Source organism: Hahella chejuensis KCTC 2396, from assembly GCF_000012985.1.
Taxonomy (GTDB): domain Bacteria; phylum Pseudomonadota; class Gammaproteobacteria; order Pseudomonadales; family Oleiphilaceae; genus Hahella; species Hahella chejuensis.
This window is the reverse complement of the sequence record NC_007645.1, coordinates 6,941,021-6,956,308: the sequence shown is the minus strand read 5'-3', so window position 1 is coordinate 6,956,308 and position 15,288 is coordinate 6,941,021. Positions and strand designations below refer to the sequence as shown.

Annotated in this window: 14 protein-coding genes and 1 riboswitch; of the genes, 10 read left to right on the top strand and 4 right to left on the bottom strand. The window is 57.0% G+C overall.

Going from position 1 to position 15,288, the window contains the following annotated elements; genetic code table 11:
• Positions 1-7: 7 nt before the first annotated feature.
• Together HCH_RS30895 and bfr are read left to right on the top strand one after the other, a co-directional pair.
• Entirely contained in the window at positions 8-238 is a 231-nt protein-coding gene (locus tag HCH_RS30895) for a (2Fe-2S)-binding protein (RefSeq protein WP_041599046.1), read from the top strand.
• A 112-nt stretch (positions 239-350) separates the two neighbouring features.
• A complete protein-coding gene (gene bfr / locus HCH_RS30890; protein ID WP_011400513.1) occupies positions 351-830 on the top strand; it encodes a bacterioferritin in 480 nt (159 codons plus the stop codon).
• A gap of 89 nt (positions 831-919) precedes the next feature.
• Here bfr and HCH_RS30885 read toward each other — a convergent pair whose 3' ends face one another.
• The gene (locus tag HCH_RS30885) at positions 920-1,411 is read right to left on the bottom strand and encodes a DUF2505 domain-containing protein (protein WP_011400512.1); all 492 of its coding nucleotides are present in this window, start codon (positions 1,409-1,411) and stop codon (positions 920-922) included.
• Positions 1,412-1,808: 397 nt separating this feature from the next.
• Here HCH_RS30885 and HCH_RS30880 point away from each other — a divergent pair, with 397 nt between their 5' ends.
• On the top strand, positions 1,809-4,415 hold the full coding sequence (locus HCH_RS30880; protein WP_148212697.1) for a site-2 protease family protein: 2,607 nt from the start codon (positions 1,809-1,811) through the stop codon (positions 4,413-4,415).
• A gap of 5 nt (positions 4,416-4,420) precedes the next feature.
• Positions 4,421-4,723: a peptidyl-tRNA hydrolase gene (locus HCH_RS30875; RefSeq protein ID WP_011400510.1), complete on the top strand. Its 303-nt coding sequence runs from the start codon at positions 4,421-4,423 to the stop codon at positions 4,721-4,723.
• A 66-nt stretch (positions 4,724-4,789) separates the two neighbouring features.
• Here the strand turns inward: HCH_RS30875 and HCH_RS30870 are convergent, their stop codons facing one another.
• Entirely contained in the window at positions 4,790-6,763 is a 1,974-nt protein-coding gene (locus HCH_RS30870) for a ribonuclease R family protein (protein ID WP_011400509.1), read from the bottom strand.
• Between the two features lie 426 nt (positions 6,764-7,189).
• On the opposite strand from HCH_RS30870, the gene HCH_RS30865 reads away from it, so the two are divergent.
• Positions 7,190-8,194, top strand: a complete 1,005-nt coding sequence (locus HCH_RS30865) for a putative solute-binding protein (protein ID WP_011400508.1) — start codon at positions 7,190-7,192, stop codon at positions 8,192-8,194.
• Position 8,195: 1 nt separating this feature from the next.
• On the opposite strand, the gene ilvE is transcribed toward HCH_RS30865, so the two are convergent.
• Entirely contained in the window at positions 8,196-9,080 is an 885-nt protein-coding gene (ilvE, locus tag HCH_RS30860; RefSeq protein ID WP_011400507.1) for a branched-chain-amino-acid transaminase, read from the bottom strand.
• Positions 9,081-9,260: 180 nt separating this feature from the next.
• On the opposite strand from ilvE, the gene HCH_RS30855 reads away from it, so the two are divergent.
• Positions 9,261-10,694, top strand: coding sequence for a PLP-dependent aminotransferase family protein (locus tag HCH_RS30855; protein ID WP_041599045.1), 1,434 nt, complete (start codon positions 9,261-9,263; stop codon positions 10,692-10,694).
• Between the two features lie 6 nt (positions 10,695-10,700).
• Here HCH_RS30855 and HCH_RS30850 read toward each other — a convergent pair whose 3' ends face one another.
• Positions 10,701-11,306, bottom strand: a complete 606-nt coding sequence (locus tag HCH_RS30850) for a hypothetical protein (protein WP_011400504.1) — start codon at positions 11,304-11,306, stop codon at positions 10,701-10,703.
• 106 nt (positions 11,307-11,412) lie between these two features.
• Positions 11,413-11,688, top strand: a riboswitch (cobalamin riboswitch).
• Between HCH_RS30850 and HCH_RS30845 the strand changes: the two genes are divergently transcribed.
• The 4 genes from HCH_RS30845 (at position 11,672) to HCH_RS32870 (ending at position 15,180) form a co-directional block, all read left to right on the top strand.
• Positions 11,672-12,646, top strand: a complete 975-nt coding sequence (locus tag HCH_RS30845; protein WP_011400503.1) for an ABC transporter substrate-binding protein — start codon at positions 11,672-11,674, stop codon at positions 12,644-12,646. It overlaps the preceding riboswitch by 17 nt.
• The gene (locus HCH_RS30840) at positions 12,636-13,607 is read left to right on the top strand and encodes a FecCD family ABC transporter permease (RefSeq protein WP_011400502.1); all 972 of its coding nucleotides are present in this window, start codon (positions 12,636-12,638) and stop codon (positions 13,605-13,607) included. Before HCH_RS30845 ends, HCH_RS30840 begins: the two co-directional genes overlap by 11 nt.
• Complete coding sequence (locus HCH_RS30835; protein WP_011400501.1) at positions 13,604-14,386, top strand: ABC transporter ATP-binding protein; 783 nt, start codon at positions 13,604-13,606, stop codon at positions 14,384-14,386. The genes HCH_RS30840 and HCH_RS30835 overlap by 4 nt, the downstream gene beginning before the upstream one ends.
• Positions 14,383-15,180, top strand: a complete 798-nt coding sequence (locus HCH_RS32870; RefSeq protein ID WP_049781172.1) for an energy transducer TonB — start codon at positions 14,383-14,385, stop codon at positions 15,178-15,180. The genes HCH_RS30835 and HCH_RS32870 overlap by 4 nt, the downstream gene beginning before the upstream one ends.
• Positions 15,181-15,288: the final 108 nt, after the last annotated feature.

The following is a 15,288-nucleotide window of genomic DNA, read 5'->3' as shown; positions in this document are numbered from 1 at the left end:
GATTTTCATGTACGTATGTCTTTGCAACGGAATTACCGACCACTCCATCCGCGAAGAAGTCGCGAAAGGCGCTCAGCATCTGCGTGATGTCGTGCGTTCGTTGGGATTGGCGAAAGACTGCGCTCGCTGTGTGGAAGCCGCTCGTGAAGTGTTTGACGAGGCTAAATCACAATTCGATCTCTCCATGGCGGAGCAACTGGCCTACGCTGCTGATATTCCTACCCTGACCGCCGCCTGAAAATTCGATTGTACTTTCCTTCCCGTTACAACTAACCTTAAGGGTTGAGTTGGTAACCCCTTGTTTTTATGGGGTTATTGTAATTGAGAATCATTCTGACGGGAGCGCTGTGATGAAGGGCGATAAGAAGGTTATCGAACACCTTAACCAGATTTTGGCTAATGAACTGATTGCGATTAATCAGTATTTTCTGCATGCGCGCATGTATAAAAACTGGGGCCTGACGGCTCTGGGCAAGAAAGAATATGAAGAATCCATTGATGAAATGAAGCATGCCGATCAATTGATCGAGCGGATTTTGTTTCTGGACGGCATTCCCAACCTGCAAAAGCTGGGCAAGCTGATGATCGGCGAGACCCCGAAAGAAATGCTGGAATGCGACCTCAAGCTGGAGTTGAAAGCCATTCCTGACTTGCGTGAAGCCATTGCATACTGCGAGCAGGTGCGCGATTACATCAGCCGCGAGGTTCTGGAAAATATTCTGGAATCGGAAGAAGAGCACGTCGACTGGCTGGAGACTCAGCTGGATCTGATGGAGCGTGTGGGCATGGAAAACTATCTGCAGAAGCAGATGTCCGACGCCGATTCCTGACAGACCTTCTTTTGCATCGCTCCGGCGCCGGCCGCCCTTGGGTGGCCGGCTGCCTCAAACGTCCCTGTTTCTCTCCCCTTTTCAATCCGTTATAGATTAGCCCGTAGATAATCCGCCACAAAAGCGAATTCGTTCTGCATGGACTCCTGAGATTTTGCGGCGACAAACTCCGCCAGTTTCTTGCCTACCAACGGCACGCGGCACTCGAAGTTCAGCGTGACTTCATGGACACTGCCTTCACCTTCCGAGTACAACCGCATTTCGCCGTGGATGGAGACAGGGACGCCCTGGATATCCACCTTTACCTGCGCGCGGTACTCGCCCGCATTCTCACGCCAGTGTTCTTCCTGCGTCACCCGGTTCCATTCGGAGATGAACTTTTTCAACATCGCCGGCGCCTCTGCGGGCACCTCGCGAACTATTTCCAAGTCCAGTCCAGAGTCTGTCTGTTCGCATTGTCGGATATCTATGTTGCGGGAACCGAGAAAGCGTTGCTTCTCTTCAATGTGGCGGGGAGCGCCTATAGCGCTGAAAACGGTGGCTGCTGTGTAAGGGAAATGCTGCTGCCCTTTTACGATCATCCCTAGCTCCTGTTGTGATTATGATTATGAGAGTCGGTCTTGTCTTTTTTGTTAATCGCGTCAGCCGCGCAGCCGGGCGCGGCAAGGCCCGGAAACCATAGCAGCATGGCGGAAAAGCTGGCAATAACCGGTGGCGCTGAATGTAGCCTGGGTCTCAAATTGGACATTTGTCCGCGGATTGACGGAATTTAAGTGTAATAGCAGTCAATTTGGGTATAATTGCGCGATTTTTAATCGGCCAGACGCTGCCGTTTCTGCGTTACTGGCGACATCTTCCGACTTGAGAGCGTACTGGTAGTTTTTGTAGCGGTTGCGGTAAATGTCCTATCTGTTTGGTTTCCTGTTATTTCTTATATGTATCCAGGTTTTTACTCGCGGGGCTGTCATTTGGCGGATTTTGCAATTTAGGGGAAAACTGGAGGTATCCAGCGACGTCGTTGATGAAGGGGAGGTGGATCAATCCTATCGACGCGTTCTGACGCCTGATATCGACGAGCTGTCTGAATATGGCTTCGCGAAATTCTGTTGGATGCGCTACAGCGAAGGATTCAGCAGAGACGAGGAAGGCGTATACGCCTGTGTGATGTATCACCCCGACGAGCGGACCTACGCTTTCTTGACCCTTCAATCTGACCTGGGTGTTGGCCGCGAGACGCTAGCGACTTTTATCACTTACCTTGACGACGGCGATGTCCTTGAAACTATGAACGGCGGCAGGCATTGCATTCTGGCCGACGTCACAGGGTATCGCATTGAAGATCCTTATGTCGCCGAGCTGTCGCAACATTGGCGAGCTCACCAGCACCATCTTGCCCAGAGCAGCGCTGAGCGGGTGGAAAAGACGCCACAGTGTGTCGTAGAGTCGGGCGTCGCTTTTTATAAGGCCTACATACAGGAGCTGCTGGCGCAGAAAGTCATCAAGTTCGCTTCCCCGGATAAACAAAGCATCAGATATACGCTGGCAGGAGCCCTGCGTAGCCAAAAAATGGCGCGGACAGGGGGGAAGCGGCTACAAAAAATCATTCAGGATGCGCCCAGGCACGCGCCTTCACTGGATTATCAGATTGCCTCTCATGTGCGAATGGATGCAGGGCTGGCAGGACAGGAGCGGACAGGCTGGATAGGCAAAGCGCTGCTGCTACTGGTTTCTTTAGGCGCTTTTATGCTGAGCTTCGGCTTTAGAATGGACGCCCCTGTATTACTGATCCTGGTGGCTGTCCTTTTTCTGCATGAGTTTGGGCATTTGCTCGCGATGAAAGTCTGCGGATTCCGCGATTTGCAGATTTTATTTATCCCATTTCTGGGGGCTGCCGCGCGTGGCGATAAGGACCAGGCTCCGGCTTGGCAGAAAGTGATTGTTGACTTGATGGGACCGGCCCCCGGTCTGATTCTTGGTATTGCGCTCTGTTTCTATTTACCGCTCGACGCCCCTGATTGGATGACCAGGGCGGTGTTTATGCTGATCGTTCTGAACTACTTCAATTTGGCGCCGGTTCAGCCTCTGGATGGAGGGCAGCTATGGAATCTTCTGTTCTTCCGGCGTTGGCCGATGGCGCAGTTTATCTTCTTTTGTCTCAGTATTCTGGCGTTTGCTGCGTTCTCCTGGTGGTCGCAAGAGATAGTACTTGGACTAGTGGCGCTGTTCTGGATGTATCTGTTGCCGAATCAGTGGCGTCAGGCCAGATTGTTTTCCCATATCCGTCGTAAATATCCTCACTTGCCGCAACACGACCGCCCAGCGCGATTAGCGGCTGCTTATGAGAGTGTAAAAGAACTCAAGCTCCCCTGGAGCGGCGCAGTCGCCTATCAGGAAGTCCGCGCCCTGATGCAGCGCCTGACGGAAAAGCCGCCTTTCGCTTGGGAAATCCTGTTTGGCATAACCCTGTATCTGACGTTAGTAATCGGCGCGCCGGCAGCTCTGATGCAAACCCGCTATGGCGAGGCGTTGAAGGATACTGTGGCCCCGTGGCTGGCGGAGAAAGGCATGAATTGGGATGGGCAGATCGCCAACGCCAAAAGTCCCCGAGAACGTCTGAGTCTGTTGATCGCCGCAGGGGATTATTACTTCTATTCCGGCGATGAAGCCATGGCCGAGAAATACTATGACCTGGCGTTGAAAGAGACGGAAAGAAAGGGCATCAGTCCGGAAGAAAAAATAAAAGTTCTTTATCAATTGGCCCAGGCCTTGTTCATGAACACCAATGATAAAGAATCTGTTTCCATCGCTTACCTGCAGGAAGCGCTGCGGTTATACCAGAAAGAACGCATCCAGAATGGCGAACTGTTGCCGGATATTTATGAGCTACTGGTAGAGTGTTATTTATTCCAGTCCGACTATACGTCAGCCCTGAAGAACATTGACGGCGCCTTCGCCAACAGCGATATCCGTCGTAACGAGCAGCGTGTAGCGCAACTGTATATGTTGAAGGGCAATGCGCTCTCAGAACTGCATCGGGTGGTGGAGGCGGAGCGCGCCTATATTCAGGGCATTAAGGCGTCCAAGTCCGTGGATTTCAAGCGTACGGTGGAATTGCGGTTATTGGAGTTCTACCTGAATGAAGGCCTCAACGACGCCGCCATCAAGCGTCTGGAATCTCTCCTATACGGTCCCAAGGCCTTTACCGGGTATACCGACGGGATCAGCTACAACCTTAATCTGCGTCTGGCTTGGGCCTATTACAGCAAAGAACGCTATATCGACGCGGAGATTACGCTGCGGTCGTTGCTGGTGGACATGACCGACGCCGGTTTGGGCGATGTATCATTGCTGCCCGCGCTGGAGCTGCTGCATATCGTGCAAAGCGCCCATGACCCCTGGCAGGCCGCCGGCACTCGCATCTGGATAGAGCAAATTGCGGAAAACACGCTGGATCTGGCCCCGGACGCCTATATCGATTCGTTGCGGGAACAACTGCAATATATTCCAAAAAGCAGCCGTTACCGCCGCAAACTGGCGGAGGCGGGGCTAATCAGTTTTGGCGCTAATAACACTTCGGAAACCTGATCGCCATGAAAATGTATATTTTGATCAAAGACTCCATTCCTGCTGGATATGCGATGGTGGCTGCGGCCCATGCGTCGCTGGCCGCCTATTTGAAGTTTCAGGAGGCGGAGGAAGTAAGAGAGTGGTTATCAGGGCCTTTCTATAAAACCCTCTGCAAAGTGAACGAAAAGCAGTTCGAGAAAGCCAAATCTTTCACAGACCATGTGGTGATTACGGAGTCCGCTCTGGAGGGACAAGAAGTGGCGCTGGCGTTCAAGCCCAGGGAAGAGTGGCCAAAGGACTTTAAGTTTTATCCCCTGTACCGATAAGGGGCTGTATTGCGCGGGTGAGGCGGGAACCGCCGCAGCGCCGACAGGCGCCGCGGCGGCGTTCGATTATTCCTGGGTTTGCGGTTCTTCCGCCGCAGCAGGCTGCGCTACCGGGGCGGGCTCCGCCAGCTCCATCTGAATCAGTTTTTTCTCCATATCGACCGCGCTGATGGTCACTTTCACTGGTTGCTCCAGGCGGAATTGGCGATGTTCGCCAGTGTGCTGGAAGTAAGTGCCGTCGAAGCGGAACTTCTCCTGTAATGCGCCCAAATTCACCATGCCTTCAATGCCATTCTCGTCCAGACGCGCCTGGAATCCGGAGCCAGTGGTGTGCTGCACCACGCCATCGAAGGTCTTGCCGATCAGGGTTTGGGCATATTCGCACTTCAGCCAGGTCTCGGACTCGTTCACGGCGCTACGGCCGGCGCGCAATGATTCCTGCAGCTGTAGAATGGCTTTGGCGTTCAATGTATGCGGTTTCTGGTTTTTCAGTACGCTTTTGATCTGACGGTGAATGCTCAAGTCCACATACTTACGAATCGGAGACGTGAAGGTGGTGTAGTGAGGCAGCCCCATGCCGAAATGAGGGCAGGGCTGGTCAGACAACGCGCCACGCGCCAGCAGGCGGTTGGCGATCGCCTTCACAGGCACTTCCGGCGGATTGGCGTCCAGGAAGTCCATGAATTTCTTGAAGCCTTCCCACGTATGCAGGTCGCTGCAATCGTAATCGGATATTTGCTCGGAGACGATTTGCTTGATCTGATCCAGACGCTCAGGACGGAATCCACTGTGGGACGTATACAGAGAGCGCTCGGTGTTTTGCTTCAGGAAATCCGCCGCGCAACGGTTGGCGGCCACCATCGCTTCCTCCACGATGGAGTGAGCGACGCTGTTGATCTTGCGATGGATGTTTTTGACCTTGCCGTTCTCATCCAGTTCTAACTGATAGTCCGGGCGGTCTTCATTCACCAGTGCGTGTGCGCGGCGATGGCTGGCCAGGGCCGCTTTGACTTCATTCAAGGCCTGCAAAGTCGCGTCGTAGGCATGGGCGCTGGCGTCGCCAGAGGCTAAAGCGGTTGCGACTTCTTCGTAAGTCAGGTTGGCGGCGCAGCGAATGGCGGCTTCTTCAATGCTGTAAGAGGAAATAGCGCCATCTGCGTCGATCTGCATTGTGCAAACCAGGGCCAGACGATCTTCGCCGGACTTCAGTGAACAGAAGTGGTTGGCCAGTTTGGCCGGCAACATAGGCAATGTGCGGTCGGCGAAGTAGAAAGAGCTGCCCAGGCGTTGCGCGTATTTGTCGATATCGCCGCCTTCAGGTATCAGTGTGGACGGGTCGGCGATGGCGGCCAGCAATTCCCAGCCTCCTTCAGGCCTGGCGGTGGCGAACAGAGCGTCGTCCATATCCTGAGTGCTGGCGGCGTCGATCGTGACGAAAGGCGTTTCCCGCAGGTCTTTGCGCTTTTCCAGCTCCGCGGCGACCTGCTTCTGCAGTTCCGCTTCGTTGATGGAGGCGCGGTTATGCGCCTGCAGATTGTACTTGGCCAGCATGTAGTTCACTTCCAGACCGGATGCGCCGGGCTTGCCGATGATTTTCACCACTTCGGCCTGCGGCTTGCCTTCAGGGAAGGGATGCTGCAATACGCGGCACAGAACCAGGTCGTTGACGTGTGCTTGCTGGCGCTTCTTCGGCGGAATGAAAATCCAGCGGTTCATGCCCATCAGGTCGGGCTCAACGAAATGCCCTTGGCCGCGAGTGAAATAACGGCCGACGAAATACTTTAGTTCACTTCTCATGTGTTGCACGACTTTGGCGACATCGCGGCCTTTGTCGTCCTGGCTGACTTCCACCAGAATTCGGTCGCCCGGAAATACTTTCTGCATTTCGTCCGGGTTCAGGAAGCACTCTCTGCCGTCATCCAACACAGCAAATCCAAAACGCCCCGGACTGCCTTTCACCGTTCCTTCAAAACGGTTATTGGCGATACGCAGGTCTTGTTTGAACTGTTTCAATTGGGTTAAGGCATCGGAATTTAACATGGAAAAGTGGTCACTCGTGATGATTGCTGAAAGGGAAAGCTGATCGTTACCGCTGGTTGTCCGGGCTTACATCGAAGGAGGGCCATATTACCCCGAATGCCCGCGTGGTTCTAGCGGCGATAGCGCATAAATCATGCATTCAGCCGGGCGGAATAAGGCCTGGGGCCGTTTTTACAAGTAAATTTTGACGCGGCTCACGGGTTCTTGCCCCAAATTGGGGCGAATCTTTCCTTTTCCCTGAATGTCGTGGAAACGTGCTCTCTACGGCATTAAGACGCGTTAGTTTGTCATATATTTCGCGATAGTCAGACCGGATTCGAAACCCAATGACGCTGCGGCGGATGGGGCATTTCGGCTGACTGAAACATGGACGACCGTTTTACAAGGAAAACCTCAATACCAATAACAATAATGGAGATTCACACCATGACAGCATGCCTTCGTCGTGCGTTGCTGGGGCTGTTCCTGGGCGTCGCCGCACTGGCCGCGCAAGCGGCTGAGAAACGCAGCTATTGCGTTTTTGATCCTCTCGGGGCCGCCGGCCCTGTGTATAACCTGATGAAAGCCACCCGCATTCAGGCTCTGAACTGGGGCTATGATCTGGAATTGAACGCCTACACGGATGAAAAAATCGCGGCTGACGATTTCCGCGCTGGTCAGTGCGACGCCGTATTACTGACCGATGTGAGGGCGCGTGATTTCAATCGCTTTACCGGGACCCTGGTGGCGCTGGGCGCGATTCCGGGGTACGACGAGCTGAAGACGATTCTGCAGACGCTGGCGCAGCCGAAAGCCGCTAAACTGATGGCCAGCGGCGATTATGAAGTCGCCGGGCTGCTGCCCGCCGGCGCGGTGTATGTGCTGGTGCGGGATCGCCGCGTCAACAGTGTGCAGACGATACAGGGCAAGAAAATCGCCACTTTCGATTACGATCCTGCGGCGGTGACCATGGTGCGTCATGTGGGCGGCTCCGTGGTGGGCGCTACGCCCTCCAGCTTCGCCGGTAAGTTCAATAACGGCAGCGTTGATGTCGCCTACGCTCCCGCCATCGCCTATCAGCCTCTGGAGCTATACAAGGGCGTAGAACCAGATGGCGGCGTGTATTCATACAGTTTCGCGCAGATGACCTATCAGATGTTGGTGCGTAAAGATCGCTTTAATGCGGATTTCGCTCAGAAAGCGCGGGAACATTATCAGGGGCGCTTTGATGAGTTGATGGATATGGTGCGTAAGGCGGAAGCGGAAATACCGGCGAAGGTGTGGATACACCCCAATCAGGAGGAAACCGCCGGTTTTAGCAATATGCTCAAGGAAGTACGCATCGCCTTGAAGCAGGATGGCGCTTATGACCCCAAAGCCCTGCAATTAATGCTGAAAGTGCGTTGCCATAGCGACCCCGCCAACGCGGAATGCGTTGACGGGCGCGAGTGAGTTAAGCGCCGCACTCCTGCGCAATCAAGGCGGCGAAAGCCTGACGCAGACGTTGCAGAACCTCGCCGGGAGAAGTGCGGAGGGGGCGTCCGTCCACCTCCGCAACGGGCAGGAGCCCTGCGCCGCTGCCGGTCAGGAAGCATTCGTCCGCTGTATACAGATCGTAAGGGGTGAGCGTGCGCTCACTGACGGGTATGTTGTCCGCCTGAGCCAGATCCATAATCACCGAGCGAGTCACTCCCGCCAGCGCGCCATCGCTGGTGGGGGGCGTCAACAGATGTCCTTGGCGTACGATAAACAGGTTCTCTGCGGATGCTTCCGCCACCTGACCGCGTTCGTTCAGCAACAAGGCTTCGTCGGCGCCGGCGACATTGGCCTCCATGCGCGCCAGGATCGAGGTGAGGTAATTCAGGCTTTTTACTCTGGGGTCCAGACCCGCGCCCACTGTGCGGCGTACGCTGGCGATAATCAGTTTGAGCCCTTTCTCCTGCGCCTCCCTGGAGGCCATGCTGAGCTGATCCGCCAGAATGAAAACATTCGGCGTCGCACAGTTGCGCGGATTCAACCCCAGATTGCCGGGGCCGCGGGTGACCACCAGACGCAGGTAACCGCTCTCGCCGTCATAACGGCTTATCAAGGCGTTGATTCCCTGGCGTAAGGCGTTGGCGTCATAAGGCAGGACAATCCCCAAAGCGGCGGCGGAGTCCGGCAGTCGCTGTAAATGTCGCTCTACGCGAAACGGGGTGCGCTGATAAAAACGCAACCCCTCAAAGACGCCATCCCCATACAACAGACCATGATCGTAGACGGAAATCGCCGCTTCCGCTGCGGGAACGATGGCTCCGTTCAGCCAGCAATACGGGGTGGGGGCGGCGGCGGTTTGCATAGTCTTTCTCCTGCTTCGTCAGGTTGATGGGGAAAAACATCAACAATAAACAGACGCAGGATTGCGATATAGGCCAAGAAAAATTTATATATATCGATACAGTTTTTAATTTTCGCTCACTGTACTGATATATCGATGAAGAACTGTGCTTGTTTACGTATGAATGAGGCGGCGACCGGTATGAGCAAAAAGCGATACGAAGAAGTGGCGGAAGCCGTGGCGGGGCGTATCCGTCAGGGAATGTACGCCGTGGGAGACCGTATACCAGGGACCCGCGATCTGGTGGAGCACTTCAGCGTCAGCGTGTCCACCATCATGGCGGCGCAACGGCTGCTGGAGCGGCAGGGCTGGGTGGAGGCGCGGCCGCGATCCGGTTATTACGTGCGTCGTCGTAACCAGGAAGGGGCAGCCGAAGGGGGCGCGGCCTTGCCCAAGGTGACGGGATTCGAGAGCGCACCGACCTTGGTGGACACCCAGCAGACCATCATGAGCCTGGTGCAGGCGACTCAGTCGCCGCGGGGGATGAATTTCGCCATGGCGGCGCCAGCGACGCAGTTCTTGCCGGCGGCGGCGATGGAAAAGGCGTTCCGGGCGGCGTTGCGCGAGTCTGGTGAGGAGATTGAGGCGTACAGCTTTCCTCCTGGCGCGCTGCGTTTGCGCGAGGCCATCGTGCAGCGCATGAAGGACGCCTGGTGCGACCTGGAGCCGGACGATATTCTCATTACCAACGGATGTCACGAAGCGCTGACTCTGGCGTTGAGGGCGGTGACGCAGCCGGGAGATGTAGTGGCGGTGGAGTCGCCCACTTACTTTGGGTTGCTGCAAGTCATTGATGCGCTGGGACTAAAGGCGCTGGAAATTCCCGCTGATCCTAAAAGCGGGCTCAGCCTGGAGGCGCTGCAACTGGCGTTGGAGCAGTGGCCGGTCAAAGCCTGTGTGGCCATGCCCAATTTTAGCAACCCCCTGGGATGCCTGATGCCGGATGAGCGCAAGGAGCAGCTGGTGCGCTTGCTTGAAGTCCGAGGCGTTCCTCTGATCGAGAATGATATTTACGGCGAGTTGGGCTTTTCCGGTCTGCGGCCGCGAGCGGCGAAGAGCTATGACCGCGCCGGCGGCGTGCTGTATTGTTCGTCGTTTTCCAAATCAATCGCCCCCGGTTTGCGGGTGGGATGGATGGCGCCGGGGCGCTGGCTGCCCCAGGTCGGCTACCTGAAATTCGCCAGCACCCTGGCCTGCCCAAGCTTGCCGCAGATGGCGGTGGCGCATTATCTGGCGCAGGCGGATTTCGACCGCCATCTGCGACGCATGCGCCATGAGTTCGCGGTGCATGTGGAGCGTATGACGACGGCGGTGCTGCGGCATTTTCCCCCGGGCGTGCGGGTATCGCAGCCGGCGGGCGGTTTTGTGCTGTGGGTGGAGTTGGCGGAAGGTCGCGACACCGTTGCGTTGTATCGCAAAGCGCTGGCCGCCGGGGTGAGCATTGCGCCGGGAACCCTGTTCAGCGGCGACGGCGACAAGTACAGGCATTGCCTGCGCCTCAATTGCGCGGCCCCTTGGACGGCGGAGGCGGAAGACGCGATCCGCCAGCTGGGGGGTTGGTTGCGCGCAGGCTAAGCGGGATTACCAGCCAAAGCTGAAAGTGGGGTCAATGAGAAACATGACGCCGCTATAGCAGGCGAGCATCAGGAAGCTGCTGATAAAGCCATGAAAGGCGGTCCTGTAGCCTGCTTCTTCGTCTTTCCTGATAAGAAAGCGATAGCCGGCGAAACAGCTCAGGCCAATCACAAATAACGCCACCAAGGCGAAGCCGCCGTTAACCACCTGCATATTGATAATGAAATTCTCCCGCGCGGTTGCGGCCTCCGGCGCTTCATCCGGGTACAGAATGAAGGAGCCCGGCAGCAACGGGTGGGCGGTGGCTTCAATGGTGTAATGATAGAAGGGCCAGAAGCGTCCGCAGCGGGCGAGCAGAGGGTCGCCTTCACGGGCGCTGACTACGGCGTTGGCGGCGAATAGCGGGCCGCCGCAAAGATCGAATTCTTTTTTCACCTCTTCCCGGCTGCGCAGTTCGACACTGCGCTCAATGCTCACCGGCGACCAACCGGTCAGATTGAAGACGGTATATTCCAGCAGGCTCAAACCGTAGGCTAATCCCGCGTATATAAACACAAGGAACAACAGGCGTTTCAGAATGAGTCCATGGCGGGACAGAGGCGCGTCGGTCATACAGTCTTATTCTTGTCGGTGATTACGGGAGCGTAAAACTGACACAATCTTGCAGACAGGTCCAGCGCCCCTCAGCGGCTTTCTGGACTTAAAATGACCAATTCACGATAATGTGGGCCGCAATGGTTCCAGTTGCTCAAAGTTCGATCATTTTCGATGTGAGCAGGATTAAATGGGAATCCGGCGGGCCCAATCATACCAGGGCCTGATCAACCGGAGCTGTCCCCGCAACTGTGAGCGAAGAGCCTGCCCCGGATAGCGTCGCCCCTCCTAACCGCGACGCCGTCAAAGCCACTGACTGGAGACTGTCTCCATGCTCGGGAAGGTGGGGTTAGGCTGCGAAACGCAAGCCAGGAGACCTGCCATTGTTCGCTCTCACTCAGAGCCTGTTATATCCGACCGTAAACGGGGAATTTACGCCGGATTCGCACCTCGCATCGATTCAAGGCGGCATCTGCATGTTGGTTAAGGCTTTTCGGGCCCTGGGATTGCTATCAGCGCTTACTTTCACTCTTTCCGTCAACGCGGGCGATGTTCGCGCGGCTGAGCCCACAGTCATGTCGGTCAACCAGTGCGTTGACCAGATGATGGGGTATCTCGCCCCGGAAAATCTGGTGTCGGTCACCTGGCTCAGCCATCAGCCCTCTGAGCTGGCAATTGCGCCGACCCTGCGCGACATTCCCGCCAACTTTGGTTTTATCGAGCAGGTGCTCGAACTCAGGCCGGATATCGTAATGGCGGGCCAGTATGGCGCGTCCTCGCTGAAGCCGATGGTGGGAAAGTTCAATATGCGATGGGTTGAGATTCCGCTGCCGCAATCCCTTGACGACTTGCAGGCGAGCTGGCGAATGGTGGGGGAGGCCGTGCGTAAGCCTGAGCAGGCGGCGGACATTGTCAGAGGATTGCGCGATTACTTCGCGGATGTTCATGGAAAGATAGCGGATAAACAGGTAAAGGCGCTGGTCCTTAACGCCAATGGCTGGATCGCTGGCGAAGGGAATTTTCAGGACGCTTTTCTGGACGCCATCGGCGTGATCAACGTGGCGAGTGAGCAAGGCGTGCAAGGCTGGGGACAGGTAGATCTGGAAACGCTGGTGCGCTGGCGTCCGGATTTATTGGTGCTGGTCAGCAACAGCTATGACAGTGAGGCGCTGGCCACTAACTGGGTGGAGCATCCATTGCTGAAACGCCGTCCCTCCCGGTTTAAACCGCTGTATATCCCCGCCGACTGGTTGTCCTGTGGAACCCCCGCCATGACCCTCGCGGCTCAAAAGGTGGCGGATCATATCCTGGCGCATGAGCGTAAGGCCTCCGAAGGGGAGGTCGCGGATGACTTATAACCGGCTGCTATGGGTATTAAGTCTGACGCTGGCTTTCCTGTTCGCGCTATCGCTATGCACCGGCCGGGTGTCGGGAGTGAGCTGGCCGGGATGGGACCTGGAAACTCAGTTGATTCTATGGGAAGTGCGTCTGCCGCGGACGCTGTTGGCGCTGTTATGCGGAACCGTATTGGCGTTGTCCGGCGCCGTATTGCAGGGGCTGTTGCGCAATCCGCTGGCGGACGCCGGCGTACTGGGAGTGTCCTCCACGGCGGCGTTGAGTTCCGTGTGCGCCATCTATTTTGGATTTTCCGCCAGCGGTCTGTTTACCCCGGTGGCGGGCATTATCGGCGCCATGCTGGGACTGCTGGCGCTGGTGGCGATTGTGGGGTCGGAAGCGGGCATTGTGATGATCATTCTCGCCGGGGCCGCGATTAATTCGTTCAGTTCAGCGCTGACGGCGCTGGCTTTGAATATGGCGCCAAATCCTTTCGCGGTGCAGGACATTCTGTTCTGGCTGATGGGCTCATTTGAACATCGCACTTTGCAACACTTCTATCTGGCGGCGCCGCCTGCGTTATTGGGCATGGTCTTGCTGTTCAGCGTATCGCGCTCCCTGGATGCCTTATCGCTGGGAGAAAATACCGCCCGTTCCATGGGCGTGCGTCTGCAGAAAGTACAATGGGTGGCGGGGCTGGGCGTGGCATTGGCGGTGGGCGCCAGTGTGGCGGTGAGCGGCGTCATCGGGTTTGTGGGACTGGTGGTGCCGCACATGTTGCGGCCGTTCACCGAGTGGCGGCCGGGCCGGTTGCTGCTGCCCAGCGCACTGGCGGGCGGCAGTCTGATGCTGCTTACCGATATTGCAGTGCGCTGTCTGCCGCCGGGACCGGAGTTGCGAGTCGGCGTCATTACAGCGTTGTTGGGCGGGCCGTTTTTCCTGTGGCTGTTGCGTCACCTGCGTAAAGCGGAGGCCCTGGTATGAGCGACGCGCTGAGTCTGGAACTAAGCGGATTGCAGGTGGGGTATCCCGGGGCTCCGGTCTTATCCGATGTCAGTTTTCGTCTGCCATCCGGACAACTGACGGCGATACTGGGCAGCAACGGCGCAGGCAAGTCCACCCTGTTGAAAACCATAGTCGGCCTGATCCCCAAACTATCCGGCGCTATGCGGCTGCAAGGTCAGGATCTGTGCGAGATGGCGCCGAAACAGCGGGCGCAGCATATTTCATATCTGGATCAGGACACCGATTGCCATTGGCCATTGACGGTGGAGACCCTGGTCAGTCTGGGACGGTTTCCGGCGCAGACGCAGCGCAGCAAACTAAGCGCCGACGACCAGGCGTTGATTCAGAACGCCATGCGGCAAGCGGATGTGACGCATCTGGCGCAGCGCACCGTCACCCGTTTGTCCGGCGGCGAGCGCGCCAGGGTGATGCTGGCGCGGGCGCTGGCGGTGGACGCTCCCGTATTGATGGCGGATGAGCCGGTGGCCGGCCTTGACCCGCAACACCAGATTCAGGTGATGAGCCATTTGCAGAACTGGGCCCGACAAGGGCGAATCGGCGTAGTCGTGTTGCACGACCTGACCTTGGCGTTGCGCTTTTGTGGGCGGGCGATGCTGGCGATGCCGGACGGAACCGTGGTGGCGGGCGGCGCCAATGAGGTATTGAGCGATGAACGTATTCAACAGGCGTTCGGCGTCTCAGTGGTGAGAGGACGTCATGAGGAGCAGCCGTATTTGCTGCCCTGGAGTTTGAAGTGAGCACTGACATCGTCAACGGCAAATATCCGCCATTGCTATGGATGGCGTTGGTCGCTTCTCTGGCGGCGCATCTGACGTTGATGTTGTATTTCAATTCGCCGCAGCCAGTTAGAGATCGACTCACATCGACTACGATGACAGTGGCCATACAGGCCCCGGCGGCGCCAGCGCCAGTTTCCGCGGCTCCCGCGCCAGCGCGACCCGCAGCGGCGCCAGTTTCCCTGCCCACTCCGCAGCCCCAACCTGTCGAGGTCCCAAAACCCGTTCCCCCGAAACCCAAAGCGGAGCCCCGGCAGGTTGCGACGCCAGTTGCCAGGCCCAAACCTTCCCCTGTCAGCAAGCCAACCGTAAGAGAGAAGACGGTTGAGCCAGAGCAAGTGGCGCACAAACCCGTTCCGCAAACCCCGGCGAAGAAGCCACAGGACGCCCCCAGAGTGAGCGAATCTGCTCCGTCGACCCCGACGCCAGCGCCCCCATCTGTGGAGCCCGCGCCAGTTATGGCTGCGGCTCCCGTTTCTGCGCCGCCGGAACCCAGATATCAGTTGGGTGACGCCAACACGCCCAAGCCTGAATACCCTGGCCTCGCTACCCGCCGCGGCTGGCAGGGAACAGTCCTGGTGGAGCTGTTGGTGGATGCCCTGGGCGTTCCCCTGAAAGTCTCCATCAAGCGCTCCAGCGGCTACAGCGTGCTCGATAAACAGGCGCTGAAAACCCTCTCCGGCTGGCGTCTGGCGGCGGTGAGCGGAGGGGGGGAGGAAACCATCGTGGTGCCGGTAGTGTTTCGCCTTAATTGACAAATTTCCCGTCCTGGCGCATAACTTCCTGCAGACTCCCATTGTGGCTATGTCCCTGAACCTGGGCTGCAAGGGAGCTTGTTAGGCCATGGCCTAGTTGACATGCAT